The organism is Halomonas sp. H10-59, assembly GCF_040070555.1.
GTDB lineage: Bacteria > Pseudomonadota > Gammaproteobacteria > Pseudomonadales > Halomonadaceae > Halomonas > Halomonas litopenaei.
The window spans coordinates 4,718,236-4,744,266 of sequence record NZ_CP098828.1 but is presented as its reverse complement, the minus strand read 5'-3'; the positions used below and the strand labels follow the sequence as shown (position 1 = coordinate 4,744,266).

Here is a 26,031-nt window from a genome sequence, read left to right as displayed (position 1 = left end):
TCATCATGACGAAAACCATCCAATGCGAGATCGTCAGTGCCGAAGCCTCGGTCTACTCCGGTAGTGCCGAGCAGGTGGTGGCGGCTGGCATCCTGGGGGATCTTGGCATCCTGGCCGGCCACACGCCGCTGCTGACCGAGCTGGCTCCGGGCCCTGTGCGGGTGCTCAACGAAGGCAGCGAGGAGCACTTCTACGTCTCCGGCGGCTTTATCGAAGTGCAGCCCGAGAAGGTGATCGTGCTGGCCGACACGGCGGTTCGCGCATCCGATCTGGATGAAGCGGCCGCCGAAGAGGCCCGCAAGCAGGCCATCAAGGCCATGGAGGACAAGTCGGCGGAGCTGGATTACACCCGCGCCGCGGCGGAACTCTCCGAGGCCCTGGCCCAGCTGCGTACCATCCAGCAGCTGCGCAGGAAGGCCGGCAAGGGCTAAGTTCCCTGGCGCCGATGCCCCACGCCCCCCGAATGGCTGACATTCGGGGGGCGTTTTCGTTGGTGATGACGGCAGCGAACCGCGACTGACGCGTCTTCGATGCTTGCCTTGTGTCTAATGTTCATCCAGACATGGCATCATGTCGCCTTTTCGAGCAGCCCCGATAGGTCGTCTCTTGGGGACACTGCGCCTCAGCGATTTGCGGCAAGGACGCCGGCCATGAGGAGACGCCCATGAATCTGACCCCCAGCCTGGATGCGCACAAGCAGGTACTGCTGCGTGCCCTCGATCCCCGCGACAGCAAGACGCTGGAAGCCCGCCTGCCCGAGATTCGCTCGGCGGATCTGGCCGAGATCCTCGAGCGACTGATCGAGGATGAGGACCGCCTGGACAGCGCCGTGGCGCTGTTGGCCTGCCTGCCGGTGGGGCGCCAGGCCAGCGTGTTTGGTCACCTGCCATTCGAGGCCCAGGACGCGATGGCGTCGCGCATCGAGGACGCCTGGCTGTCGCGAATCCTCGACAAGATGGGCTCGGACGAACGTGCCGACCTGTTCAAGGTGCTGGGGGATGATCGCAAGGAGGCGCTGTTACGGCGCATGGCGCGGCGCGAGCGCGAGGCGCTCAAGCGCCTGGCGAGCTACGAAGAGGGCACCGCCGGCGCCCTGATGACCGCCGACTATGTGGCGATCCCGATGGGGCTCACCGTGTCCCGGGCGATGATGCGGGTGCGCCAGACCGCTCCCGACGCCGAGACCGTCTACCAGCTGTACGTGGTGGACGAGCACGGCCGCCTGGCCGGCACCATGTCACTGAGACAGCTGATGGTGGCACGGCCCCAGGCGATCATCGACGAGCTGATGATCCACGACGTCATCAGCATCGGTGTGGACGCCGAGCAGGAAGAGGTCGCCCGGGTGGTGGCGCGCTACGACCTGCTGGCGTTGCCGGTGACGGACACCGACGAGCGACTGGTCGGCATCGTCACCCACGACGACGCCATGGACGTGGTCGAGTCCGAGGCCACCGAGGATATCCACAAGGGCATGTCGATCGGTCAGCTGGAAGGCGGCGTGTCCCGGGTGCCGCTGTGGAGCCTGTATCGCAAGCGAGTGATCTGGCTGGTATTGCTGGTGTTCGGCAACCTCTTCTCGGGAGCCGGCATCGCCCACTTCGAGGACACCATCGCCGCCCAGGTGACCCTGGTGTTCTTTCTGCCGCTGTTGATCGGCAGCGGTGGCAACGCCGGCGCCCAGGCCGCCACCCTGATGGTGCGAGGCATGGCCACCGGCGACGTCGGCATCAAGGACTGGAGCAAGCTGCTCGGCCGAGAACTGCTGGTGGCAGGCTCGCTGGGACTGACCATGGCCCTGGCGGTGGCCCCCATCGGGGTCATTAGAGGTGGTGAGGCGGTGGCCTTGGTGGTGGCCATCAGCATGATCTGCATCGTCTTGTTCGGCAGCCTGCTCGGCATGTGCCTGCCGTTCGTGCTCGATCGGCTGGGCTGGGATCCGGCCACCGCCTCGGCACCGCTGGTCACCACCCTGATCGACGCCTCCGGGGTGGTCATCTACTTTTCCATCGCCACGCTGGTACTGATGGGAACTTGATCGACCGCAGCGGGGGCGGCCAGGGGCCCCCTGACAGCGGACAAGAACGCCCGTGGAGTGTATGCTCTTGCGGGCGTTTTGCCTGTTACCCCTCGCTTACGGGTCACTCCATGGATTGGCTACAGATTGTCGTTCTCTCCCTGATTCAGGGAATCACCGAATTTCTTCCGGTATCGAGCTCCGCCCACCTGATACTGGTCCCCGTGTTCAGCGACTGGCCGGACCAGGGACTGGCCTTCGACGTGGCCCTGCACCTGGGGAGTCTTGGCGCGGTGGTCATCTATTTCCGCGACGAGATCCTGCGCATGCTGTCGAGCTGGTGTGCCAGCGTCGCCGGTCGCGGCACCGATCAGGACGCTCGGCTGGCCTGGTGGGTGATCCTCGCCACCGTTCCGGTGGGGCTGGCCGGACTGCTGTTCAAGGACGTCATCGAGCAGTATGCCCGCTCGCCCATGGTGCTGGCGTTCGGTCTGATCTTCTTCGGCCTGCTGCTGGGGCTGGCCGACTGGCGCTTCAGGGGCTCGCGCAGCGAGTATCAGCTGCGCTGGAGCGATGCCCTATGGATCGGCATCGGCCAGGCGCTGGCGCTGATCCCCGGCACTTCGCGCTCCGGCATCACCATCACCGTGGCACTGATGCTGGGCATGGGGCGCGAAGCCGCGGCCCGCTTCTCGTTTCTGCTGTCGATTCCGGTGATCGTGCTGGCGGGAGGGCTCGAAGCCTGCGAGCTGATTCAGACGGGTGTCGATGTGCACTGGGGTGACATGGCGCTCGGCACGCTGCTGTCCGGCGTCAGCGCCTACCTGTGCATCCATTTCTTCCTGTCGTTCATCAAGCGCATCGGCATGCAGCCCTTCGTCGTCTATCGCCTGCTGCTCGGTATCGCCCTGATCTGGCTGTTTGGCTGATATATCTGAAGAGACCCCTCATGACTGGATTCAAGTTCGCTCGGCGTGGATGGCTGACAACCTGGCTGGCGCCCCTCCTGATGGCACTGCTGGTGTCCGGTTGCAGCGAAGAGACCACTACCCGTTCGCCGATCACCCTGGAAGGCGACATCTTCGGCACCTTCTACCAGATCACCCTGGCCGATCCGCTGACACGCGAGCAGGTCGAGGAGATCGAGCAGGGCGTACTCGACGAGATGCACGCGGTCGACGCCTCCATGTCGACCTGGCGAGAGGATTCGGAGCTGTCCGCCTTCAATCAGTCACCGCTGGGGCAATGGCAGCCGATCTCCGACGAATTCATGGAGGTGCTGGCCATCAGTCAGTCGGTCAACCAGCAAAGTCACGGCGCCTTCGACGTCACCGTCGGTAGCCTGGTCAATCTGTGGAGCTTTGGCCCCGAGGCCCGGCCCCGGGAAATCCCCGAGGAAAACGTACTCGAGCAGCGCTTGTCTCAGGTCGGCATGGACGCGCTCGAGATCGACACCGCCGAGGCCCAGGCCCGTCGCCTGCGTGACGTCTACGTTGACCTGTCCGGGGTGGCCAAGGGGTTCGCCACCGACGAGGTGGCGGCCTATCTGGATCGCCAGGGTATCGCCAACTACCTGGTCAACCTTGGCGGAGAGGTCAAGGTCAAGGGGCGCCGTGACGGCGGCAAGGGGCTGTGGCGCATCGGTATCGAGGTGCCCGAGAATGGTGCGCCCAAGGCTCAGCACGTGGTCGGCCTCGATGACGTCTCGGTGGCGACTTCCGGTGACTACCGTCACTACTTCGAGGCCGATGGCAAGCGCTACTCCCATACCATCGACCCCCGCACAGGGCGCCCCATCACCCATCGGCTGGCCTCGGTGACGGTGGTGCATCCGTCCAATGCCTGGGCCGACGCCTGGGCCACCGCGCTGAGCGTGATGGGCGAAGAGGAAGGCATGCAGGCCGCCATCGACCAGGAGTTGCCGGTGGTGATGCTGGTGCGTCAGGGTGAGGGCTGGGAAAGTCGGGTCAGCCCCGCCTTTGTGACGCGCTTTGGGCAGGAGATGGTCGATACCCTGGGGCTGACGGTGGTGACGGATGTCGACACCCCGCTAGAATAGAAGCGCTGGCCTCTCACGACGGATCACTGAAACCGTTGGTCGGTTCGCTACTGTTGCGATATTTGCTTCGATCTTTTGTTTTAGACAAGGAGTCACGATGAGCCTCGATGTGGTGATTCTCGCCGCCGGACAGGGCACCCGCATGCGCTCGAGCCTGCCCAAGGTGCTGCATACCCTGGCGGGCAAGCCGATGGTCCGTCATGTGGTCGATACCGCCCGGGGTCTCGATGCGGATCGCACCCACGTGGTCATCGGGCACGGTGGCGAGCGGGTTCGCGATGCCCTGGCCGACAGCGAGGTTCGCTTTTCCCATCAGGCCGAGCAGAAGGGTACCGGTCACGCCGTCGCCCAGGCGCTGGGCCAGCTCGGCGATGGCAAGGTGCTGGTGCTCTACGGTGACGTGCCGCTGATCCGTCGGCAAACGCTGGCGGCCTTGCTGGAGCAGGTAGACGAGCGCCACATGGGGCTTCTGACCGTGACCCTGGACGACCCGGCGGGATACGGCCGCATTGTGCGTGACGACCAAGGCAAGGTGGTGGCCATCGTCGAGCAGAAGGATGCCTCTGAAAGCGAGCTTGCGATCACCGAGTGCAACACCGGCATCATGGCCATGACCAGCGCCCAGCTGAAGCGCTGGTTGCCTGAGCTGTCGTCGGACAACGCCCAGGGCGAGTACTACCTGACCGATGTGATCGCCATGGCCGCCGCCGAGGGCATTGAGGTGGCCACTGCCCAGCCGGCACGGCCGATGGAGGTCGAAGGCGTCAACAATCGCGCCCAGATGGCGCGTCTCGAGCGAGCATACCAGCGCGACATCGCCGAGGCGCTGATGGAAAAGGGCGTGGCCCTGGCCGACCCAGACCGTCTCGACGTGCGTGGCAAGCTGACTTGCGGGCACGACGTCTTCATCGACGTGGGTTGTGTGTTCGAAGGCGAGGTGGAGCTCGGCGAAGGCGTGCGCATCGGCCCCTACTCGGTGGTACGCAACAGCCATGTTGGCGCCGAAAGCGTCATCGAGGCCCACAGCATCGTCGACGGTGCAGTATTGGCCGGGCTGAACCAGATCGGTCCCTTCGCCCGGCTGCGTCCTGGCTCGCGCCTGGCGGTCAAGGCCAAGGTCGGCAACTTCGTCGAAACCAAGAACGCCGAGGTGGGCGAGGGCAGCAAGATCAACCACCTGAGCTACGTGGGTGACGCCCGCCTGGGACGCGAGGTCAATATCGGCGCCGGGACCATCACCTGCAACTATGACGGTGCCAACAAGCACCGCACCGAGATCGGTGACGCCGCCTTCATCGGCTCTAATTCGGCGCTGGTAGCCCCGGTCAGTGTCGGCGAGGGCGCCACCGTCGGTGCCGGCTCCACCATCAGCCGCGACGTCGCCGATCATAGCCTGGCGGTGACAAGGTCTCGCCAGATCGCCAAGGCCAACTGGCCGAGGCCGACCAAGGACGAGGATTGACGGACGCTTCCGCCCGTTTCTGCCGTTGCGGCCCCCTCTCGATTGCTGGTCAGCGGTAGCCAATAACGAATCTCTCAAGGAGTGACCCCTATGTGTGGCATCGTCGCCGCGGTGGCCCAGCGCAACGTACAGAACATTCTGCTCGAAGGCCTCAAGCGCCTCGAGTACCGCGGCTATGACAGTGCCGGTATGGCGGTGCGCAGCCCCGAGGGAGAACTGGTGCGCCAGCGCGCGGTGGGCAAGGTGGCCGCGCTCGAGGCGCGACTGGAGGATTCGGCGCTGCCGGGGCTCAGCGGTATTGCTCACACCCGCTGGGCGACCCACGGTCGCCCCAGCGAGCCCAACGCCCATCCCCACCAGTCGCGTGATCGCCTGGCGGTGGTACATAACGGCATCATCGAGAATCATGAGCAGCTGCGTCGGGAACTCACCGATCAGGGCTATGTGTTCGAGTCCGAGACCGATACCGAGGTGATCGCCCACCTGCTGGAGCGTGAGTCTCGCCGCGACGGTGATCTGCTCAGCGCCTTCCAGCGGGTCGTCGCCGGCCTCGATGGCGCCTACGCCCTGGGGGTCATGGCGGTGGACGAGCCCGATGTGGTGGTCGGCGCGCGCAAGGGCAGCCCGCTGGTGGTCGGCGTCGGCATCGGTGAGGCCTTCCTGGCGTCTGACCCGCTGGCGCTGCTGCCGGTGACCGATCGCTTCATCTATCTGCGTGAAGGCGACGTGGTGCGGCTGTCTGCCAATGGTCGCATCGAGATCTTCGATGCCGAGGGGACCGCCGTCGAGCGTGAGGTCCAGACCTTCGAGCATGGTGACGGCGCCGCCAGCAAGGGCGAGTACCGCCACTTCATGCTCAAGGAAATCCACGAACAGCCGGCGGTGATCGCCGCGGCGCTGGAAGGCCGCCTGGGCGACCGCTCGGTGCTGGTGGAAAGCTTCGGCCCCGATGCCGAGCGACTGTTCCAGCAGGTCCGCCAGATCCATATCGTGGCCTGCGGCACCAGCTATCACGCCGGCATGGTGGCGCGCTACTGGCTCGAGCGCTACACCGGCATCCCGGTGCAGGTGGAGGTCGCCTCCGAGTATCGCTACCGCCAGGTGGTGGTGCCCCAGGGTACCCTGTTCGTGACCCTGTCCCAGTCCGGCGAGACCGCCGACACCCTGGCCGCGCTGCGGTTTGCCATGGAGCAGGACAACTACCTGGGCAGCCTGGGTATCTGCAACGTACCGGGCAGCTCGCTGGTGCGCGAGGCCGACCTGAGCCTGATGACCCAGGCCGGCCCCGAGATCGGTGTGGCCTCCACCAAGGCCTTCACCACCCAGTTGACCGCGCTGATGCTGTTCGCCCTGGCGCTTGGCCGAGTGCGAGGCATGGATGAGGACGAGCAAGCCGAGATCGTCGCCGCTCTGCGGACCCTGCCGGCGCTGTGCAGCCAGGTGCTGGGCCTGGACGAGGCCATCGAGCGGCTGTCCATGGCCTTCGCCGAGAAGCACCACGCGCTGTTCCTGGGACGTGGCGCCCACTTCCCCATCGCCCAGGAAGGCGCCTTGAAGCTCAAGGAGATTTCCTACATTCACGCCGAGGCCTACCCGGCGGGCGAGCTCAAGCACGGCCCCCTGGCGCTGGTGGACAGCGAGATGCCGGTGATCTCGGTGGCACCCAACGACGAACTGCTGGACAAGCTCAAGTCCAACCTGCAGGAGGTCAAGGCTCGAGGCGGCGAGCTGTACGTGTTCGCCGACGAGAATGTCGGCCTGAACGCCAGCGAGGGCATCCAGGTGCTGCACCTGCCCCACGTCCACGAGGCACTGGCGCCGATCCTCTACACCCTGCCGCTGCAGCTATTGTCGTACCACGTGGCGGTGCTCAAGGGGACCGATGTCGATCAGCCGCGCAACCTGGCCAAGTCGGTGACGGTGGAGTAGACATACCGTCGGGCGATAGTATGGCAGCGGTCGCAGACTCGGCGTGACGGAAGGGAAATCTTCCCATCAACTCCAGAGAAGGTGTTGATGCAGTCCGTTCTTGTTCTTGGAGGCTAAAGAGAGTGCGGTGACACCCCGGTGTCCCGCGCTCTTTTTGCCTGGGAATGGGGTCCACTTCAGTTCAAGGATGGAGAGCAAGTCACCGATCAATCAGACAGGACTGCGGCCAAATAGCCCGGCACCGGATTTGACGATATCTCGTTGCGTTCTCGGTGGTGATGATTCTGATGTGCTATACAGTCATCAAGGCGTTGAACGGAAAGCGGCGTCGCTTTCGTTGATATTTCCACGCGTTATTTGCGGTCCCCCCTGTTGTGCTGACCTGCACGGGGTAGAGGGTTTCAGGGGAGGGCTGCTGTTTCCGGTGCACATATTGACGCCGAGAGCTCAATCTTTCCGCTACTGGTAAGGGAGCCTCAGCTCTCATCGCTTGTCCTGTCACACGCAACAGCTGACGTGTGCGAGACTCACTCGGCCAGTGTGTTTCCATCCACAGGAGCATCATTCATGAGTACTCAAAGCGAGCAGGCTCCAACCCCGGTTTCGGACGACATGCAGACGGACTATACCGTCGGGCAGGACAACTTCGAGGGCAGCCTGGGGCCTATCGGCTTTGATATACATAACCGGGTCTTCGCCATCTCGGCGCTGGCCTCGATTGTCTTCATCGTGCTGACGCTGCTGTTCCCCGAGCGAGCCGGTAATCTCTTTCAGTCCATTGTCAGCTTCTCCACCGGCACCCTCGACAGCTACTTCATGATCGTGGTGGACGGCTTCATCCTGTTCTGTCTGGCACTGGTCGTGCTGCCATACGGCAAGGTCCGCCTGGGCGGCCCCGACGCCACGCCGGAGTATGGCTACCTGTCCTGGTTTGCGATGCTGTTCGCGGCCGGCATTGGCATCGGCCTGCTGTTCTTCGGCGTGCTGGAACCGGTCTATCACGCCAACGTCTCCTCGCCGCTAGGCACGCCCTCGCCCTTCGGCAGCGACGGGGAACTGAACGCTGAGGCCATCGCCGACGCCACCGCCATGGGGCTGGCCGGCACCTATCTGCACTGGGGCATCCACGGCTGGGCCGTCTACGTGGTGATGGCGCTGGCGCTGTCCATCTTTACCTACAACAAGGGCCTGCCCTTCTCCATCCGTTCGGCGTTCTTCCCGCTGCTGGGTGACCGCGTCTGGGGCTGGTGGGGCCACGTCATCGACATCCTGGCGGTATTCTCGACCTTGTTTGGCCTGGCCACCTCGCTCGGCCTCGGCGCTCAGCAGGCCAACGCCGGCATGAACTTCGTCTTCGGCCTGGACGTCAGCATCACCACTCAGGTGGTCGTGATCGCAGCCGTCACCGCAGTGGCGCTGGTCTCGGTGTGGCGCGGTCTGGAAGGTGGCGTGAAGCGGCTTTCCGAGATCAACATGGGAATGGCCGTGCTGTTCTTCTTCTTCGTGCTGTTCGCCGGCCCGACCCTGGCGGCGCTCGCCGGCTTCTGGGCCGGCCTTGAGACCTACGTGACGAAGTTCATCCCGCTGTCGGCCCCCTTCGGCCGCGAGGACGACGCCTATCGCCAATCCTGGACCATCTTCTACTGGGCCTGGTGGATCAGCTGGGCGCCTTTCGTCGGCATGTTTATCGCCCGCGTCTCCCGGGGGCGCACGGTGCGTGAGTTCGTGATCTGTGTGCTGGTGATCCCGAGTCTGTTCATCTTCATCTGGATGGGCGTGTTTGGCGCCACCGCCCTCGACCAGCTATATGCCAATCCGGCCGGCAGCCTGGTCAAGGAGTACGTGATCGACAGCTACAGTCCCGAGCTGTCGCTGTTCGCCATGCTCAACGAGCTGCCGCTGTCGGGCCTGATGTCGACCCTGGGCGTTATCCTGGCGCTGATCTTCTTCGTCACCTCGTCGGATTCCGGCTCGCTGGTGATCGATACCATCACCGCCGGTGGCAAGATCGATGCACCGCGCCCTCAGCGCATGTTCTGGGCCACGGTGGAAGGCCTGATTGCCATCGTACTGCTGATCGGCGGCGGACTCTCGGCGCTCCAGGCCGGAGTCACGGCCACCGCGATCCCCTTCTCGGTGGTGATGATTGTGATGTGCTACACCATCATCAAGGCGCTGAACGGCGAGCTTCGTCAGTTACGCCGTCGGGGTGGCTGAGTCCTCTCATCATGCGAAATCTGTCGGCTTTCTTTGGTTGTAGATGCTCTATCTGCTGGCACAACAACGTCGACTGACCCCGTTTCGCTGCATCCAGCTTTGCCCGGCCTCACGAGGTCGGGCTTGTTCCCTTCCTGTTGTGTAGTGCTGAGGGAAGCGTAGGCTCAAGTGTCGCCGCAGATCCAGGAGGTGCGGTCGAGGACAACGCGATATTCCGTCTACCGGGGTATGGCTCCCCTTAGCTCGATAGATCAATGTTCAAGTCATTGATGGTAATTAACACAGCTTTTCTAGATAGGCGCTTGAAGAGTGACGCGATCGGAGGCGGCAGCCCAAATCCACATGAAGTGACGAAGAGCTCTTTCCAGAGTGACGTCGGCCGCGAGGTATCGCCAACGGCGCGACGAGTCAGCGTCATAGCTGCGAGGCCAAAGGTGTCCCGGCGCAGCGCCGGGAGGTCTTGAGGCGACAAAGCAGCTTTATCCGGAGTGTTGGTCCTGGGACATCGGAAACCTCGGCCTGCCAGAGGTAGTGCACCTGAATCCCGAGAGGAATGCGGCGCCCCTGGCGGCAGGGTGTTAAAGAGTCAGAATCATTTCATGTGTCATCTGTGTTGACAGGCTCCGCGCTGCCGGTCCGAGAACCAGATCACAAAAACAGCACGTTGATGCAGTGGTATTTTCTTGAGGTCGGCCAGGCGCCGCTTCTACTGCCTATCGATATATGCTGTACCGGTACTTGATAAAGAAGAAAGCTCGGAATTTTCCATATTGTCCGGTTCTAGCATTATGAATTTGTAAGATATATTTCTATTGTTTTGCTAATTCGGATACTTCTTTTTCGTGCTTCATTTGGCACAATATCAAACGCCGTTCTCGAACCTTCGTTTCTATAGTCGTTAGTTAAGCGCTTGGTTATACGTGGTCGCCATTCCTGCGAGTGGTTTGCTGGTCATGCCTGGGTCTCCGAGCGTGTAGGCGTCGGTGATTCAGTTCAGCGACAGCCGCCATGACGACCGCCACGACAACGATAATGAAGGGGGACGGCGATGAGCGGATTGCGATCCACAAGCGCCTTGCTGACGGGAACCGGCCTTTGTCTGCTGATGCCGATCGCGGCCGAGGCGCAGACGTCGATGCAGGAACTCAATGACCTGAAGGCCCAGATCGAACAGCTCAAGGCCCAACAGCAGGCGGCCATGCAATTGGTCGAACAGCAGCAGGCCCAGATCGATAACCTGATCAACCAGCAGGCCAGCATGCAACAGGACGTCGCCGACGTCAGCGAGAACGTGGTCAAGCGCACCGACAGTGGCGACTTCCTGGTGGGAGATACCACAGTGTCCTTTGGCGGCTACATCAAGGCTCAGGCGGCGTTCTCCGACAATGGACTCAGCGACGGCAAGGCCAACGAGACGGTGACGGCGGGGCTGTTGCGCGCCACCGACGATGACGCCGACAACCGCGTCAGTTTCAGTGCGCGGGAAACGCGTCTGAGCTTCGGTACCAGTACACCGCTGGGTGGCGATACCATGAAGACCTATATCGAGACGGATTTCTATGGCGCCGACGACGAAGCCAACGAATTTGTTTCCCACTCCTACGCGCCGCGGCTGCGCCACGCCTACCTGAGCTGGGGCAACTGGCTGGCCGGGCAGTACTGGTCAACCTTCATGGATCTCAAGGGGCTTGGCGAGATCGACGCCTTCAGTACCCATACCGGCTCGATCTTCGTGCGCCAGCCACAGCTTCGCTATACCTATCCGCTGGATTGGGGCAGCCTGCAGTTCGCGGTGGAGAATCCCGAGGACGGCGACGACGACCAGGACACCCCGGACATGGTGGCCCGGGTCAATGTGGACCAGGAGTGGGGGCATGTTTCAGCGGCCACCGTGGTCAGGCGCTTCAGCCTGGATGACGCCGAGGACGACGACAGTCGCTGGGGGGCCGGTTACAGCCTGACCGGACGATTCCCGGTGTTCGAAAAAGACGACCTCATGCTGCAGGCCAACTATGGCAACCTGGGACGCTACATGGCGCTGGGCGCCTACCCCAACGCCAAGGTGGAGGACGGCCAGATCAAGATGGTGGAGTCCTGGGGCGCCTCGGCCATCTATCGTCACTACTGGACCGACACGCTGCGCTCGAGCATCGCCTACTCGGCGACTGAACTCGACAGCAACGGTACCGGCGATGACACCGACAGCTACGACAGCTTCTTTCTCAACCTGATGTGGTCGCCCTTTGCCAATACCACACTGTCGGCGGAGTACCAGCGCTACGACCTGGATGAGGTGGACGGCGATACCTTCGACCTGGACAGGGTTCAGTTCTCCGCCAAGTACGACTTCTAGGGCTTGTCTGAAAAGTGCCTGCGCTCGGTAATACAGCGTTAAAAATCGGCTGGTGCGCCAGCCCGGTCAAAATGCTCATTTACACCCCGTAAACTGCGCTTTTTCACCGATTTTTGCCTTGTCTAACCTTCGCTCGTCGACTTTTCGGACAGCGCCTAGGAGGCTGAAAATCCCCTGTGTCCGTCGGCTTTTCGGACAGAGTCCCGGCTGAGGGCAACAAGCTCCGGCGCTCGGCGCCGCTTGAAGCTTGTCAGCATCTCCCCGTTCGGCAACACCGGGCGGGGCGATGCTATGCTGGCGCCCCTGAAACCGTCGAGTCTGCCTTCTTGAACGATCGATCAGCGCAACCGCCCATGTACATTGGTCTGCCGATGTGGGCCAATCCCGACTGGCGTGGTGGTCTGTACCCACCCCACGCCGGGCGCGAGGGTTGGCTCGACGACTACGCCGCCGTATTTAACGCTGTCGAGGGAAATACCACCTTCTACAGCGGGGTGCCCAGGCCAGGAACCGTGGAGAGCTGGTCTCGCCAGGCGCCTGCGGGCTTTCGCTTCTGCTTCAAGCTGCCTCAGGCACTAACCCATGGCAAGCGACTATGCCAGGTGGAAGCCGAGGTGGTGGACTTCCTCGATGCCCTGGGGCCACTGAAGGATCGCCTCGGGCCGGTCATGATTCAGCTCCCCAGGGACTTTGGTCCTGAGGAGGTGCCTGCTCTGGAGAAGGTTCTACGAGATTGGCCACAAGACGTACCCTGCGCAGTAGAACTGCGCCACAGTGAATTTTTCCACAAGGGGAGCGCCGAGAGAGATATCAACGCCCTGTTGATAAGTCATGGCGCCGATCGCGTGATGCTGGATGTCAGGCCGTTGTTTTCCGGGCCGCCCGAGGCCCATTCGGGATTGATCCAGGCTCGTGCGGAAAAGCCAAGACGCCCACTACACGTGATCTCTACAGCAAAATTTCCTGTGATACGTTTCATTGGCCATCTTGACAGCGCCATCAACGAGCACTATTTCACCCCCTGGATAGACCAGCTCGCCTTGTGGATAAAACAGGGGAAAACCCCTTTTCTTTTTGTGCATACGGCGGATAATCGCGAGGCCCCGGAACTGGCCAGAAACCTGTACGCCAGAGTCGCCGATAGAATGGGGTGGCAGGCATTGCCCGGGTTTCCGGGAGACCGACAGAATCAGCTGCTTTGACCATTGTTGGCTGGCGTTTGTTATTGTCATACGCTAGTTTTGTCGGCTGTTCGTCACTTGCCACGGGCCAGAGACGGTCGCCTCCTTATCCTTGGATGGTGACTCGCCTGGACCCACCGGTCTCGACCAGCGCGGACCCTGCGCTGGGGAAGAGTGGTGTGCCGGCAGTGATCCTGCTGACATCCGTCAGACCCCTTGTACATCGGTGGATCCGTGACCCGGACCATCGAGGACGTGGCGACTACAAACACAACGCCGTCATTGCATCCGATCGATCGATGACGACACGTATCCGAAGGGTGATTTATGTCCAAAACGACACACGCGCAGTGGTCATCGCGCTTTTCCTTTATCCTCGCCGCCACCGGTTCCGCTGTCGGGCTTGGTAATATCTGGAAGTTTCCCTACATGGTGGGCGAGAGCGGTGGTGCCGCCTTCGTGCTCGTCTACCTGCTGTGCATCGGCCTGATCGGCCTGCCGATCCTGGTCACCGAGTGGATGATCGGTCGGCGTGGGCAAAGCAATCCGGTCAATGCCATGGCCAGCGTCGCGGCCAAGGCCGGTCAGCCCAAGGTCTGGGCCCTGGTCGGCGTCGCCGGGGTCATCGGTGCCTTCCTGATCCTGTCGTTCTACAGCGTGATCGGTGGCTGGTCGCTGTACTACACCCTCGGCAGCGTGACCGGTGACTTCAGCGGCCAGGACGCCGACGGTATCGGCGCCTTGTTCAGCGGCATGCTGGCAAGCCCCGGTCTGCTGCTGCTGTGGCACTCCATCTTCATGCTGCTGGTCATCGGTATCGTTGCTCGCGGCGTGACCAAGGGCCTGGAAGGCGCGGTCAACGTGTTGATGCCGGCCCTGGCGCTGCTGCTGGTGGTGCTGGTGGGCTACGGCATGACCACCGGCCACTTCGGTGAGGCGTTGAACTATCTGTTCAACCCGGACTGGTCAGCACTCAATGGTGAGGTGGTACTGGCAGCGCTGGGACACGCCTTCTTCACCCTGTCACTGGGCATGGGCATCATGATCGCCTACGGTTCCTACCTCGGCGAGAAGGTCGACCTGATCAAGACCGCACGCACCGTGGTGATCATGGATACCGTGATCGCACTCGGCGCGGGCCTGGCGATCTTCCCGATCGTGTTTGCCAACCAGCTCGACCTGGCCTCCGGCCCGAGCCTGATCTTCGTCACCCTGCCGCTGGCCTTCGGCAATATGGGCGGTGGCCTGATCCTGGGCCTGATGTTCTTCCTGTTGCTGACCTTCGCCGCCCTGACCTCGGCCATTTCGCTGCTCGAGCCGGTGGTCGAGTTTGTCGAAGAGCGCACGCCGTTGTCGCGTTCCGCGTCGGCGGTGGTCTCCGGCATCGGCGCCTGGGCGCTGGGTATCGCCGCTCTGCTGTCCTTCAACGTGTGGAGTGACCCGGTACTGTTTGGCCTCGGGGTGTTCGACCTGCTGGACAAGCTGACCAGCAAGTTCATGCTGCCGTTGACCGGCCTGGGTGCCATCCTGTTCGCGGGCTGGTTCCTCAACCGCGAAGGCGTGGCCGAAGACCTCGGTCTGTCCGGTGGCAAGGAAGTACTGTGGGTCGCCTTGACCCGCTTCGTGGCGCCCATCGGTGTGGCGGTGGTGTTCATCTCCAGCCTGTAACAGGCGTCATTGCTGCATGCCAGACCAGAGACCCGGCCTTGTGCCGGGTCTCTGCGTTGACAGGCAATGCCAGACGATCCATCGGAACCGGGCGGCAGGGCAAGACTGCCCGTACAGAGTGACCAGAGGGGGAGGTCAACGAGGTGGCAGTGGGGCCTCAGCGGGAGCCCAACGAGACGTCAGTGCTTGTTCATTGATGCCTGCAGCCAAAGACATGCATTTGGGAGAGCATGCCAGGAGGGACGCTTGGTGGTGCCTTTGACGCGCCTGGGGCTTTCAGGCGACAGACACCTGATGGCGAGTCTCGTCGGTGCGATTCTCGCAAGGGATGGGCTGGCCGTCGCTCGAGCCAGCGGCCAGGCCCCGAATATGGTTCAGACCCGCGTTGTTGGCGGTCTGGCGCACGTCGGGCCGGCGGCCACGCGTGCTGGTTCAGTCTACCGGGTCAGTGCATTTCGTCGTCGTTGCCGTCTTCCGGCAGTTCGGCGATGTCTTCGGATAGACGCTTGAATTCCCGATGAAGCTCGATGCCGCGGCGGGCTCGCAGGTTGCGTTGGGCCGCGGTGCGGGAGCGCCTTTCGTGTTCGGCGACTTCCATGCTCATGAAGATGTCGAGGAGTTCACTCTTGACGGAGGATAACCTTTCGACATTACGCATGATCGATTCTCCTATGCAGTGAATGTGCCGGCATCCAGGACGCTGCGCGACACTGCCCTTTTACTATACCCCAGTTGACAAAAAGATGACGGTGTGGACGTCAATCCTGCAACGTTCTGCCAACGCTAGAAAAAATCCATCCGGTTGCGCAGGGGCGGCCTGGGGGCTCGATGCATGACGCAGCACAGGGCGCATTTGACGCCGTCATGGGGCATACTGGAACCAGACCGGATCGATAGCGACGGGCATTGCGCCCTGCCAGCTCCGGGTCCTCCCAGCCAGTCAAAGGAGTAGAGGGTGAGTCGCGCGCTGTTTGATGAAATGCGACGTCGCATGGAGCACTTCCGTCGGTCGGAGCAGAAGGTCGCACGCTTCGTATTGCGCAACCCCGACGAAGTTATCCACATGCGTATCGTCGATCTGGCCACCGAGGCCAAGGTCAGCGAGCCCACGGTGGTACGCTTCTGCCGGGCCCTGGGCTGCAACGGCTTTCAGGACTTCAAGCTGAAGTTGGCGCAGATGCTGGCGTCGGGCAGCCAGTTCGCGCAGTTCTCGATGAATGACAGCGACTCCGTGGCCGAGTTTTCCCACAGCATCTTCGATTCCACGGTGGGGACCCTGCTGTCGATCAGGGACCGGCTCGACAACGAGGCGTTGAACAAGACCATCAACGCCCTGGCCATGGCCAATCGCGTCGAGTTCTACGGCTACGGAGCCTCCGGTGCGGTGGCCTTCGATGCTCAGCACAAGTTTTTCAGGCTGCAGATTTCCACCGCCGCCTACGCCGATCCGCACATGCAGAACATGTCGGCGGTGACCCTCAAGGAAGGCGACGTGGTGGTGGCGATCTCGCAGACCGGCCGCACCCGGGCACTGGTGGCCAGCGTCAAGCTGGCACGGGAGGCGGGCGCCACCGTGGTCGGTCTTTGTCCCAGCGGCTCCCCCCTGGCGGACGAAGTCGACCTGCCGCTGTACATCGATGTGCCCGAAGACACCGAGATCTACACGCCCATGAGTTCCCGTATCGCCCATCTGGTACTGGTCGACGTGCTGGCAGTGGGAGTGGCGAAGACCCGGGGCCCCAAGCTCGCCGAGCAGCTCAAGGCGGTAAAGCGCAGCCTCAACCCGCTGCGCTATCCGGAGTCCGATCCTTCCTGACCGAGGGCGCCCTGCCTGTCCATTTATCCAGCATCGCTGTGGTAGACTGGGCGCCCATTTTCGATCTCGAGCGGTGCCTTCTCCATGGACGACGTCACGGCGATCATCGACGGCCTCAATGCGGCGCAGCATGAGGCGGTCTGCGCTCCCCAGGGCAATATGCTGGTGCTCGCCGGCGCCGGTTCCGGCAAGACCCGCGTGCTGGTCCATCGCATCGCCTGGCTGATGCAGGCGGAAGGTCTCTCGCCCTACGCGGTGCTGGCGGTGACCTTCACCAACAAGGCCGCCAGGGAGATGCGCACTCGCCTGGAGGCGTTGCTGGGGATCTCGCTGCGCCATGTCTGGGTGGGTACCTTTCACTCCATCGCCCACCGCCTGCTGCGTACCCACTGGCAGGATGCTCGTCTGCCCCAGCACTTCCAGATCATCGACTCCGATGATCAGCTACGTCTGATCAAGCGCCTGTTGAAGGACAACAAGATCGACGACGAGCGTTTTCCGCCCCGTCAGGTGCAGTCGTTTATCAGCGGCTGCAAAGAGGAGGGATTGCGTCCTCACCAGGTCCGGATCAACGGTGACGCCTACGTGGAGCAGATGGTGGCGCTGTATGACGTCTACCAGCTGACCTGCGAACGTGGCGGCCTGGTCGACTTTGGCGAGCTGCTGCTCAGGAGCCTCGAGCTGTTGCGCGACAATCCTGCTCTGCTGGCCCACTATCAGGAGCGCTTCGCCCACGTACTGGTCGACGAGTTCCAGGATACCAACACCCTGCAGTATGCCTGGCTGAAGCTGTTGACCGGACAGCGCACGCCGATGACGGTAGTCGGCGATGACGACCAGTCGATCTACGGCTGGCGCGGGGCGCGGGTGGAAAACATTCGTCGCTTCGAGCAGGAGTTCAGCGACACCAAAACGGTGCGCCTGGAGCAGAACTATCGCTCCACCAGCGCCATCCTCGATGCCGCCAACGCCCTGATCAAGCAGAACTCGGATCGCATGGGCAAGGAACTGTGGACCGCCGGCAGTCGTGGCGAACCGATTTCGGTCTACGCCGGTTTCAACGACATGGAGGAGGCGCGCTTCATCGTCGACACCATCAAGGAAAAGGTCGACGAGGGGTTCAAGCGCCAGGAGGTGGCCATCCTCTATCGCTCCAACGCCCAGTCCCGCGTCATCGAGGAGACCCTGATCCGCCAGGGCATGCCCTACCGCATCTACGGGGGCCAGCGCTTCTACGAGCGCCTCGAGATCAAGAATGCCCTGGCCTACCTGCGGCTGCTGCTCAACCGCGACGACGATGCCTCGCTGGAGCGGGTGATCAATGTCCCTGCCCGCGGTATCGGTACCCGCACCGTGGAGGGGCTGCGCGATCGCGCCCGTCGTACCGAAGTGTCGCTGTGGCAGGCGATCCACGACACCCTGGCCGAAGGCTCGCTCAAGGGGCGTGCGGCCAACGCCGTGGGTGCCTTTGCCAATCTGATCGAAGGCCTCGACAACGACACCTCGGGGATGGCGCTTCACGAGATCATCGCCCACGTGAATCAGCGCAGTGGACTGATCGACCATCATCTGAGCGAGAAGGGGGAAAAGGGGCAGGCCCGGGTCGAGAACCTGGAAGAGCTGATCAACGCCGCCCGTGCCTTCACCCAGGGCGAGACGCTGGACAACGTCGAAGCCGGGGAGGGCATGGCCGCGCTGGAAGCCTTTCTGGCCGAAGCTGCCCTCAACGCCGGCGAGCACGAGGCCGACGAATTCGAAGACAGCGTCCAGTTGATGACGCTGCACTCGGCCAAGGGACTCGAATTTCCCATCGTGTTCGTGGCCGGGGTCGAGGAAGGCCTGTTTCCCCACCGCATGTCGCTGGAAGAACCCGGGCGCCTGGAGGAGGAGCGCAGGCTCTGCTACGTCGGGGTCACGCGCGCCATGCAGAAGCTCTACCTCACCCACGCCGAGATCCGTCGCATGCACGGCAAGGAGACCTTTCAGCGCCCGTCGCGCTTTCTGCGTGAGTTGCCGGAGTCGCTGCTCGAGGAGGTGCGTCTGCGTGGCCAGGTGTCACGTCCGGTCAGCGCCCGGCCAACGCCGTCGCGCTTCGCCCAGACGACCGTGGAGGCGAGCGGCGATCTACCTGCCTTGTCGCTGGGCCAGCGGGTACGCCATCCGGTATTCGGGGAGGGGGTCATCCTCAACGCCGAAGGAGAGGGCGAGCGGGCCCGTGTCCAGGTCAGCTTCGAAGGCCACGGCGACAAGTGGCTGGTGCTGGGCTTCGCCAAGCTGGAGGCGCTGTAGCGGGGTCTCAGTCTAGTCATCAAGGCGCCGGTGACCGCCATGGGCCTGCTGACACTGATCCATCTGATCAGCATCCCGGTGACCAACACCTCGGTCAATCCGGCGCGCAGCACGGCGGTGGCGGTGTTCGTGGGTGACTGGGCGCTGGCGCAGCTGTGGTTATTCTGGGTGGCGCCGCTGATTGGTGGTGTGCTGGGTGCGCTTGTCTACCGCCTGATCGGATGCGCTCGACCGACGGGCGAGCAGGCGACCTGAGGTGACTTGAGCAAGACGCAGGAAACCGGCCCGGCCATCGCCGGGCTGACCTGCATGGTGGTGGCTTGCAGGCGAATTTCGCTTTGCCGCATACTGCTTGGCGGACACCACGCCGAGCGCGGGGAATGGCGCTTCAGCGCGGCTCCCTGCGCTCCCGGCGTCGACACTACAAGCTTCAGGAGCTCGCCCCATGGAACGTCGTTCCTTCCTCAGGACAGCCGGCCTCGGCGCCGCCGGCGTAGCCGCCGCCCCCTTCGTCAATACCGCCAGCGCACAGGAAACCATCACCTGGAACATGGTGACGTCCTGGCCCAAGAACTTTCCGGCCCTCGGCACCGGAGCCAACGATCTGGCAGAGCGCATCGAGCGGATGTCCGGCGGACGCATGAAGGTCAGGGTCCATGGTGCCGGCGAGATGGTACCGCCGATGGAGGTCTTTGACGCCGTGTCCCAGGGAACCGCCGAGATGGGCCACTCCGCTTCCTACTACTGGCGGGGCAAGGTCGCGGCTTCTCAGTTCTTTACCGCCGTGCCCTTCGGCATGACCACCACCGAGACCAACGCCTGGCTGTACTACGGCGGCGGCCAGGAGCTGTGGGACGAGCTCTACGCCGACCACAACCTCAAGCCTTTCGCGGTGGGTAACACCGGCACCCAGATGGCTGGCTGGTTCAAGAAGGAAATCAACTCGCTTGAGGATATGCAGGGCCTCAAGCTGCGTCTGCCAGGGCTCGCCGGCGAGGCGATGGCCGGGATCGGCGTGACCACCCTGACCATACCGGGTAGCGAGATCTTCACCTCCCTGCAGACCGGCGTGCTCGATGCCGCCGACTGGGTGGGGCCCTACAATGATCTGGCCTTTGGTCTGCATCAGGTGGCGGACTACTACTACACCTCGGCCTGGAATGAACCCAGCGCGGTGCTGGAAGGCACGGTCAACCTGGATGCCTGGAATGCGCTGCCCGATGACCTCAAGGCGGTGGTCAACGAAGCCGCCAAGGCCTCCAACCTGGCCATGATCAGCGAATTTGCCTTCCGCAACGCCGAGGCCCTGGACGCCCTGGTCAACGAGCATGGCGTCAAGCTGCGCTCGTTTCCGGAGGAAGTACTGGCGGCCCTGCATGACTCCTCGCAGCAGGTGCTGCAGAAGCAGGTCGACAACGACGAGGCGTCGGCGCGGATCTACGAGTCCTATCGCAATTTCCAGAGCCAGGTACGCAAGTTCTCTGACGTCGGTGAATTCGCCTACCTGAAGGCCCGCGATAGCGTACTTGGCCAAGGCGAGTCCTGACTCCAGACGAGGCTCAAAAGTGGTGGCGCAGACCCGGCGGTGACGGGCCTGGCGAGGTGATGAAGGCTAGCGACGGAAAACCAGGCGCGCCACGGGCGCGCCTCTCTTGAAGGGCTATCTTGCAGGTCTAGTTCGCAGGACTAGCTTGCAGGTCTAGCTCGCACCTCTCTCTCGCCGGTCGCGGTCCCAGCTCTTGCTGAAGTATCGCTCAGGCGTCGGATCGGACGCCACGTATACGCCCGTTGTCATCCAGTGCCACCATCACATGGCGGGCCTCGGTGACCTTGTGCAGGTCGGCGTCTTCGGCGTCCTGGAGGGACCGGATCCAGACCTCCACGTCGATCTTGATGGAACTGTGGCCGATATCGCGCACCTCGGTGTAGACGCAGACCAGCGAGCCGACACGCACCGGGCACAGAAAGTCCATGCCTTCGATGGCGACGGTGGCGGTACGTCCCATCGCCTCGCGGCTGGCGGTCCATTCCGCGGCCTGATCCATCAGGCTAACCAGCCAGCCTGCCGGGATATCGCCGTGGGCATTGGTATGCTGTCGTGTCGCGGCCAGCTGGAGCGTCAGCTGTCCCTTTGGCACGGGAACGTCATCGAGTTCTGTCATCATGGTGGGCGGCGCCTGGTCGTGGATGTTGTTGTGTCGTCATGGTACCCACCCGGGTCAGTCTTTCTCTACCGTTGGTGTCATGAAACGCCCAGGGGAGCGCATGTCTAGGTTGTCGCGTTGCATAGGTGCGCTCAAGCGCACGCTGTTGTCTTCAAGCTCGGGACCAGGAGCGGTGTCGAACGTGGCATCGAGAGCGGCCTCGAGCCTGATATCGGGTCTGGTGTTGGCCGCCATGCTGGTGTCGGCGAAGGTTGCCGCCCATGACGTGGCCGGCTCTCTCGATGCGATAGGCTCGGATACCATGGCGGAGTTGATGCTGCGATGGGGCGAGCAGTTCGAAGAACAGCGACCGGGGGTCAGGCTGCAGCTTCAGGTGGCTGGGTCGGCCAGTGCACCGCCTGCCCTGATCGCCGGCACCACCCTGCTGGGCCCCATGTCCAGACCCATGCAGGAGGACGAGTCCGCGGCCTTTATCGAGCGCCATGGCTACGCGCCAACACCGGTGGTGGTCGGCAAGGATGCCCTGGTGGTGGTGGTCAATCGCCACAACCCCTTGTCTCGACTGTCTCGAGCAGAGCTCGATGCGATCTTTTCCGACACCCTCGCGTGCGGTGCCAGCGAGAGCATCGAGCGCTGGCAGCAGCTGGGGCTCGAGCGCCCGGGGGGCACCATCCACCTGTATGGCCGCAACGCGGTCTCCGGCACCCATGGATTGTTTCGTCGCCGCGCCCTGTGTGACGGCGAATTCAAGGTATCGGTCATGGTGTCGGCGGGCTCTGCCGCCGTGGTGGCCGCCGTGGGTGATGATCCCGCAGGCATCGGTTACGCCGGCCTGAATCACTTGAATGCGGACGTCAAGGCGGTAGCGATCGGCAACGCCGAAGGCGGGATTCTTCCGCGCCGACAATCGCTGCGAAGCGGCGGCTATCCGTTGTCACGGGACCTGTTGATCTACGTCAATCGCCCCCCCGAGGGCGAGCTTCCCGACGTCGAACGGGCCTTTCTCGACATGGTGCTGTCACCCTCGGGTCAACGGGTGGTCAAGGAGCTGGGTTTCGTGGCGCTGCCGCCGTCTGTGCTGGCCGCTCAGCGACATGCCCTGGGGCTGGCTGAACTGCCACGGGACTGGCCTTGAGAGATGCCAGGCCCCGGCCGGGTTGTCATCTGGGTGTCATGAAGTTGTCGTAATCTTTCGCTATACACCGATGGCCCAAGATCAATGTCTGACCCTTCTCCGATAACCTCACTGCACCAGACGAGACAGCGACGTGACCGCCTGGCGACCATGCTGATCACGGCCGGAGGGGTTGGTGTGCTGTTGGCGGTGGTCGCCATTGCGGTATTTCTGCTGGTCGAGGTGCTGCCGCTGTTCTGGCCAGATGGCGCAAGCTTTCCGCTGGAGGCGCTGTGGTCATCGCCAGACGTGAGCGGCGAGCCCGAGTATCGCTGGCTGCCCCATCGGCTGGATGACGCCGCGGTGCCCCAGGCGAGCCTGGCCCCGCTGTTGTGGGGCACCCTGGAAGCGGCCGCCTGGGCGTTGGTGGTGGCGATTCCCCTGGCCCTGGGTGCTGCGGCGCACTCCAGCCTGTACATGTCTCCCGGCCTGCGCGCACGGCTCAAGCCGACGCTGGAGCTGATGGAGGCGATGCCCAGCGTGGTGCTGGGGTTTATTGCCGGTCTGGCGCTGGGCCCCTGGGTCGAACGTCACCTGGCGCAGTCGCTGTCGATTGTGGTGGTGCTGCCCGCGGCGGTGGTGCTGCTGGCGTTGGGCTACCGGTGGTTGCCCGATCGGCTGAAGGCTGCCCTGACGTTACGCTGGGCGGCCCTGTGGTTGATACCCTGCCTGTTGCTGCTGGTGTGGCTGGCGATGAGCGTGGCGCCGATGTGGGAAAGATGGTGGTTCGATGGCGACCTGCGCCTGTGGGTCGAGGAGTCCTGGGGGCTCGACGTGCAGGCACGCAACGCCTTGATCGTCGGGCTGGCCATGGGTTTTGCCGTGATTCCCGGCATCTACGCGCTTGCCGAGGATGCGCTGAGCGATGTGCCTCGGGAGTTGGCCGAAGGCGCCCAGGCCATGGGCGCGACCCGCTGGCAGACGCTCACCCGGGTGATGCTGCCGGTGGCGCTGCCAGGTGTCTTTTCGGCGATCATGATCGGCGCCGGGCGCGCCGTGGGCGAGACCATGATCGTGCTGATGGCCAGCGGCAACAGCGCGCTGATGACGGCGAGTCCGCTGGATGGCTTGAGGTCGCTGGCCTCGAGCATCGCTATCGAGCTGCCGGAAGCGGCACCCGGGGGCAGCCACTATCGGCTGCTGCTGCTGGCGGCGCTGGCCCTGTTTGCCTTCACCTTTCTGGTCAACACCCTGGCCGAGGTGGTGCGCGCCCGCCTGAAGCGTCGTTTTACCCGGCGTAAGGGGGACGCATGAAGATTCCCGGCCACACCGCGGTGGGCATGCCCGGCAAGCGGCGCACCCGAGAGGGCCCCTGGGCCTGGTTGGCAGCGGCCTCGGTGGCGCTGTCGCTGATCATGCTGGGGGCCTTGCTGGTGCTGTTGAGCGTCAAGGGCCTGGCCAATTTCTGGCCAGCGACGGTCCACCAGTTGACCCTGAAGAGCGGTGAGATGGTGATAGGGGTTCCCCTGGAGACCCGCGAACTACCCTCCGGGCAGGGGCTGGAGCGGCGCTATCTGACCGCCAATCGTGATGACGGCGGTGGCATCTGGCGGTGGCTCGCCAATGACCAGATCACCGAAGACACCACGCCGGAGGATCTGGTGGTGCTGGAGCGGCGCCACTGGGGCACCTTCCTGGGGCGTCTGGTGGCCTTGCAGTCGGGTGATCAGCGCTTGACCGGTCCGGATGCCTGGACGGTGCTCGAGGCTCGGCTGAAGGAGATCAATGCCCTGCGCGACGAACGTCGGCGTCTGACCCACGACGAGATATTACCGCTGATCCGCAGCATGGAAGACCAGGATGGCCACCGCTCGGAGGATCGGCGTCTGGCCGACCTGCAGCGCCGGGCCAGTGAGCTTCAGCAGCGCATGCAGGGCGACCTTGTGGTGCTCGAGAATGGTCAGGGGCGCCGTCAGGAACAAGCCCTTGCCGAGATACTCGAGGCCTGGCGCCCTAACGCCATGGCCTGGCATGAAAAACTCGGCCACTGGGTGCGGGAGCTGTGGCAGTTTCTGTCCCAGGGGCCACGCGACGCCAATACCGCTGGTGGCGTCTGGCCGGCGATCTTCGGCACCATCCTGATGGTGCTGTTGATGTCGATTCTGGTCACGCCCTTTGGGGTGCTGGCGGCGGTCTATCTCAATGAGGTCGCCCACCAGGGTCGATTGACCCGACTGGTCCGGATCGGCGTGCGCAATCTGGCCGGGGTGCCGTCCATCGTCTACGGCGTGTTCGGCCTGGGGGTCTTCGTCTATGGCATCGGCGGCAGCATCGATCGCTGGTTCTTCGAATCGACGCTGCCCTCGCCGACCTTCGGCACCGGCGGGCTGCTGTGGGCCTCGCTGACCCTGGCGCTGTTGACCTTGCCGGTGGTGATCGTGGCCACCGAAGAAGGTCTTTCGCGGATCCCGCTGCACCAGCGTGAAGGCGCCCTGGCGCTTGGGGCCACGCGCTTCGAGACCTTGACACGGGTGGTGCTGCCGATGGCCACGCCGGCGATGCTGACAGGCCTGATCCTGGCGGTGGCCCGGGCCGCCGGTGAGGTGGCGCCGCTGATGCTGGTCGGGGTCGCCAAGCTGGCGCCGCAGGTGCCGCTGGACGGGGAGTTCCCCTTCCTCCACCTTGAAAGGAAGTTCATGCACCTGGGGTATCACATCTATGACGCGGCCTTTCACTCCAGCGATGTCCAGGCGGCGATGCCGCTGGTGTATGCCACAGCGCTACTGCTGGTCACGGTGATTCTGGTGCTTAACCTGACTGCAATATTCATGCGTCACTATTTGCGTAAGCGTCATGGTGCCCCGGTGCGCCGATGATGCAGGGAGAGGCAATGTCCATCGATGGCGAGCTGCCCAAGCGTCAGCTGGCCCAGGCAAGACTGGGAAATCGACGCGGGGCGGTCATGGAGTTTTCCGCGGCCGATACCTGCCTGGATATCCAGGGTTTGACCCTGGCCTATGGCGGCAAGACGGCGCTCAAGGATCTGACCCTGCGCATTCCACGCCATCGGGTCACGGCCTTTATCGGGCCGTCGGGCTGCGGCAAGTCGACGCTGTTGCGCGCCTTGAATCGTCTGCACGACCTCAATGAGGACGTCAGTCGTCACGGCCAGATTCATCTGGACGGCCACGATATCCATGACCCCAGGGTGGCGGTGGCCGAGCTCAGGCGTCGGGTGGGCATGGTGTTTCAGGCACCGAACCCCTTCCCCATGTCGATCTACGACAACGTCGCCTTTGGCCTGCGTCTGCAGGGAGGCTTGAGCAAGCGCCGCATCGACGATGTGGTCGAATGGGCACTGAAGTCGGCGGCGCTGTGGGACGAGGTCAAGGGGCGTCTACGGGCATCGGCCTGGTCGCTCTCGGGAGGCCAGCAGCAGCGTCTGGTCATCGCCCGGACCCTGGCGGTGGAACCCGAGGTGCTGTTGCTCGACGAGCCGGCCTCGGCCCTGGATCCGATCTCGACGCTGAAGATCGAGGAGCTGATTCGCACACTCAAGCCGCATCTGACCCTGGTGCTGGTGACCCACAACATGCAGCAGGCGGCGCGGGTGTCGGACTATACGGCGTTTTTGCACAACGGTGAGCTGGTGGAGTACGGCCCGACCGACACCCTGTTCACGCATCCGCGCCTGAGGCGCACCGAAAACTACATCACTGGACGCATGGTGGGCTAGCGTCCCGTCCCATGCTTCTTCAGGA

20 protein-coding genes are annotated in these 26,031 nt (G+C 63.4%); 18 read left to right on the top strand and 2 right to left on the bottom strand.

Annotated features, from left to right (window positions below):
* Window positions 1-5 precede the first annotated feature (5 nt).
* The 10 genes from NFG57_RS20650 (at window position 6) to NFG57_RS20605 (ending at window position 14,886) form a co-directional block, all read left to right on the top strand.
* Entirely contained in the window at window positions 6-431 is a 426-nt protein-coding gene (locus tag NFG57_RS20650; protein WP_045992706.1) for a F0F1 ATP synthase subunit epsilon, read from the top strand.
* A gap of 233 nt (window positions 432-664) precedes the next feature.
* Complete coding sequence (gene mgtE, locus NFG57_RS20645) at window positions 665-2,038, top strand: magnesium transporter (protein WP_108131960.1); 1,374 nt, start codon at window positions 665-667, stop codon at window positions 2,036-2,038.
* Window positions 2,039-2,148: 110 nt separating this feature from the next.
* The gene (locus NFG57_RS20640; protein WP_222516267.1) at window positions 2,149-2,946 is read left to right on the top strand and encodes an undecaprenyl-diphosphate phosphatase; all 798 of its coding nucleotides are present in this window, start codon (window positions 2,149-2,151) and stop codon (window positions 2,944-2,946) included.
* Between the two features lie 20 nt (window positions 2,947-2,966).
* Complete coding sequence (locus tag NFG57_RS20635; RefSeq protein WP_348815105.1) at window positions 2,967-4,076, top strand: FAD:protein FMN transferase; 1,110 nt, start codon at window positions 2,967-2,969, stop codon at window positions 4,074-4,076.
* Window positions 4,077-4,173: 97 nt separating this feature from the next.
* The gene (glmU, locus tag NFG57_RS20630; protein WP_348815104.1) at window positions 4,174-5,538 is read left to right on the top strand and encodes a bifunctional UDP-N-acetylglucosamine diphosphorylase/glucosamine-1-phosphate N-acetyltransferase GlmU; all 1,365 of its coding nucleotides are present in this window, start codon (window positions 4,174-4,176) and stop codon (window positions 5,536-5,538) included.
* Window positions 5,539-5,628: 90 nt separating this feature from the next.
* Complete coding sequence (gene glmS, locus NFG57_RS20625; RefSeq protein WP_348815103.1) at window positions 5,629-7,467, top strand: glutamine--fructose-6-phosphate transaminase (isomerizing); 1,839 nt, start codon at window positions 5,629-5,631, stop codon at window positions 7,465-7,467.
* Between the two features lie 567 nt (window positions 7,468-8,034).
* Window positions 8,035-9,684: a BCCT family transporter gene (locus tag NFG57_RS20620; RefSeq protein ID WP_348815102.1), complete on the top strand. Its 1,650-nt coding sequence runs from the start codon at window positions 8,035-8,037 to the stop codon at window positions 9,682-9,684.
* Window positions 9,685-10,732: 1,048 nt separating this feature from the next.
* Window positions 10,733-12,037, top strand: a complete 1,305-nt coding sequence (locus tag NFG57_RS20615; protein ID WP_185696434.1) for a DcaP family trimeric outer membrane transporter — start codon at window positions 10,733-10,735, stop codon at window positions 12,035-12,037.
* A 353-nt stretch (window positions 12,038-12,390) separates the two neighbouring features.
* A complete protein-coding gene (locus NFG57_RS20610; protein WP_348815101.1) occupies window positions 12,391-13,239 on the top strand; it encodes a DUF72 domain-containing protein in 849 nt (282 codons plus the stop codon).
* 306 nt (window positions 13,240-13,545) lie between these two features.
* Window positions 13,546-14,886, top strand: a complete 1,341-nt coding sequence (locus NFG57_RS20605) for a sodium-dependent transporter (RefSeq protein WP_108131968.1) — start codon at window positions 13,546-13,548, stop codon at window positions 14,884-14,886.
* A gap of 445 nt (window positions 14,887-15,331) precedes the next feature.
* Here NFG57_RS20605 and NFG57_RS20600 read toward each other — a convergent pair whose 3' ends face one another.
* Window positions 15,332-15,544: a hypothetical protein gene (locus NFG57_RS20600; RefSeq protein WP_045994480.1), complete on the bottom strand. Its 213-nt coding sequence runs from the start codon at window positions 15,542-15,544 to the stop codon at window positions 15,332-15,334.
* Window positions 15,545-15,841: 297 nt separating this feature from the next.
* Between NFG57_RS20600 and hexR the strand changes: the two genes are divergently transcribed.
* From hexR to NFG57_RS20580, 4 genes are all read left to right on the top strand, one after another.
* Entirely contained in the window at window positions 15,842-16,702 is an 861-nt protein-coding gene (gene hexR / locus NFG57_RS20595) for a transcriptional regulator HexR (protein WP_045994481.1), read from the top strand.
* 84 nt (window positions 16,703-16,786) lie between these two features.
* Window positions 16,787-18,991, top strand: coding sequence for a DNA helicase II (gene uvrD / locus NFG57_RS20590; protein ID WP_348815100.1), 2,205 nt, complete (start codon window positions 16,787-16,789; stop codon window positions 18,989-18,991).
* A gap of 39 nt (window positions 18,992-19,030) precedes the next feature.
* Window positions 19,031-19,246, top strand: coding sequence for an aquaporin (locus NFG57_RS20585; RefSeq protein ID WP_348815099.1), 216 nt, complete (start codon window positions 19,031-19,033; stop codon window positions 19,244-19,246).
* A gap of 190 nt (window positions 19,247-19,436) precedes the next feature.
* On the top strand, window positions 19,437-20,537 hold the full coding sequence (locus NFG57_RS20580; RefSeq protein ID WP_108449565.1) for a TRAP transporter substrate-binding protein: 1,101 nt from the start codon (window positions 19,437-19,439) through the stop codon (window positions 20,535-20,537).
* Window positions 20,538-20,745: 208 nt separating this feature from the next.
* Here NFG57_RS20580 and NFG57_RS20575 read toward each other — a convergent pair whose 3' ends face one another.
* On the bottom strand, window positions 20,746-21,153 hold the full coding sequence (locus tag NFG57_RS20575; protein ID WP_108132188.1) for a hotdog domain-containing protein: 408 nt from the start codon (window positions 21,151-21,153) through the stop codon (window positions 20,746-20,748).
* Window positions 21,154-21,337: 184 nt separating this feature from the next.
* Between NFG57_RS20575 and NFG57_RS20570 the strand changes: the two genes are divergently transcribed.
* The 4 genes from NFG57_RS20570 (at window position 21,338) to pstB (ending at window position 26,006) form a co-directional block, all read left to right on the top strand.
* Window positions 21,338-22,291, top strand: a complete 954-nt coding sequence (locus tag NFG57_RS20570) for a phosphate ABC transporter substrate-binding protein (RefSeq protein ID WP_348815098.1) — start codon at window positions 21,338-21,340, stop codon at window positions 22,289-22,291.
* 150 nt (window positions 22,292-22,441) lie between these two features.
* Complete coding sequence (locus NFG57_RS20565) at window positions 22,442-23,584, top strand: ABC transporter permease subunit (protein WP_348815097.1); 1,143 nt, start codon at window positions 22,442-22,444, stop codon at window positions 23,582-23,584.
* A complete protein-coding gene (gene pstA, locus NFG57_RS20560; protein WP_348815096.1) occupies window positions 23,581-25,146 on the top strand; it encodes a phosphate ABC transporter permease PstA in 1,566 nt (521 codons plus the stop codon). The genes NFG57_RS20565 and pstA overlap by 4 nt, the downstream gene beginning before the upstream one ends.
* Before the next feature lie 86 nt (window positions 25,147-25,232).
* Window positions 25,233-26,006, top strand: a complete 774-nt coding sequence (gene pstB / locus NFG57_RS20555) for a phosphate ABC transporter ATP-binding protein PstB (RefSeq protein WP_045994491.1) — start codon at window positions 25,233-25,235, stop codon at window positions 26,004-26,006.
* Window positions 26,007-26,031: the final 25 nt, after the last annotated feature.

Bases quoted from the DNA above. Each gene is read 5' to 3' on its own strand.
- NFG57_RS20650 (WP_045992706.1), top strand. From the start codon at position 6: ATGACGAAAACCATCCAATGCGAGATCGTCAGTGCCGAAGCCTCGGTC.
- mgtE (WP_108131960.1), top strand. From the start codon at position 665: ATGAATCTGACCCCCAGCCTGGATGCGCACAAGCAGGTACTGCTGCGT.
- NFG57_RS20640 (WP_222516267.1), top strand. From the start codon at position 2,149: ATGGATTGGCTACAGATTGTCGTTCTCTCCCTGATTCAGGGAATCACC.
- NFG57_RS20635 (WP_348815105.1), top strand. From the start codon at position 2,967: ATGACTGGATTCAAGTTCGCTCGGCGTGGATGGCTGACAACCTGGCTG.
- glmU (WP_348815104.1), top strand. From the start codon at position 4,174: ATGAGCCTCGATGTGGTGATTCTCGCCGCCGGACAGGGCACCCGCATG.
- glmS (WP_348815103.1), top strand. From the start codon at position 5,629: ATGTGTGGCATCGTCGCCGCGGTGGCCCAGCGCAACGTACAGAACATT.
- NFG57_RS20620 (WP_348815102.1), top strand. From the start codon at position 8,035: ATGAGTACTCAAAGCGAGCAGGCTCCAACCCCGGTTTCGGACGACATG.
- NFG57_RS20615 (WP_185696434.1), top strand. From the start codon at position 10,733: ATGAGCGGATTGCGATCCACAAGCGCCTTGCTGACGGGAACCGGCCTT.
- NFG57_RS20610 (WP_348815101.1), top strand. From the start codon at position 12,391: ATGTACATTGGTCTGCCGATGTGGGCCAATCCCGACTGGCGTGGTGGT.
- NFG57_RS20605 (WP_108131968.1), top strand. From the start codon at position 13,546: ATGTCCAAAACGACACACGCGCAGTGGTCATCGCGCTTTTCCTTTATC.
- NFG57_RS20600 (WP_045994480.1), bottom strand. From the start codon at position 15,544: ATGCGTAATGTCGAAAGGTTATCCTCCGTCAAGAGTGAACTCCTCGAC.
- uvrD (WP_348815100.1), top strand. From the start codon at position 16,787: ATGGACGACGTCACGGCGATCATCGACGGCCTCAATGCGGCGCAGCAT.
- NFG57_RS20585 (WP_348815099.1), top strand. From the start codon at position 19,031: ATGGGCCTGCTGACACTGATCCATCTGATCAGCATCCCGGTGACCAAC.
- NFG57_RS20580 (WP_108449565.1), top strand. From the start codon at position 19,437: ATGGAACGTCGTTCCTTCCTCAGGACAGCCGGCCTCGGCGCCGCCGGC.
- NFG57_RS20575 (WP_108132188.1), bottom strand. From the start codon at position 21,153: ATGACAGAACTCGATGACGTTCCCGTGCCAAAGGGACAGCTGACGCTC.
- NFG57_RS20565 (WP_348815097.1), top strand. From the start codon at position 22,442: ATGCTGATCACGGCCGGAGGGGTTGGTGTGCTGTTGGCGGTGGTCGCC.
- pstA (WP_348815096.1), top strand. From the start codon at position 23,581: ATGAAGATTCCCGGCCACACCGCGGTGGGCATGCCCGGCAAGCGGCGC.
- pstB (WP_045994491.1), top strand. From the start codon at position 25,233: ATGGAGTTTTCCGCGGCCGATACCTGCCTGGATATCCAGGGTTTGACC.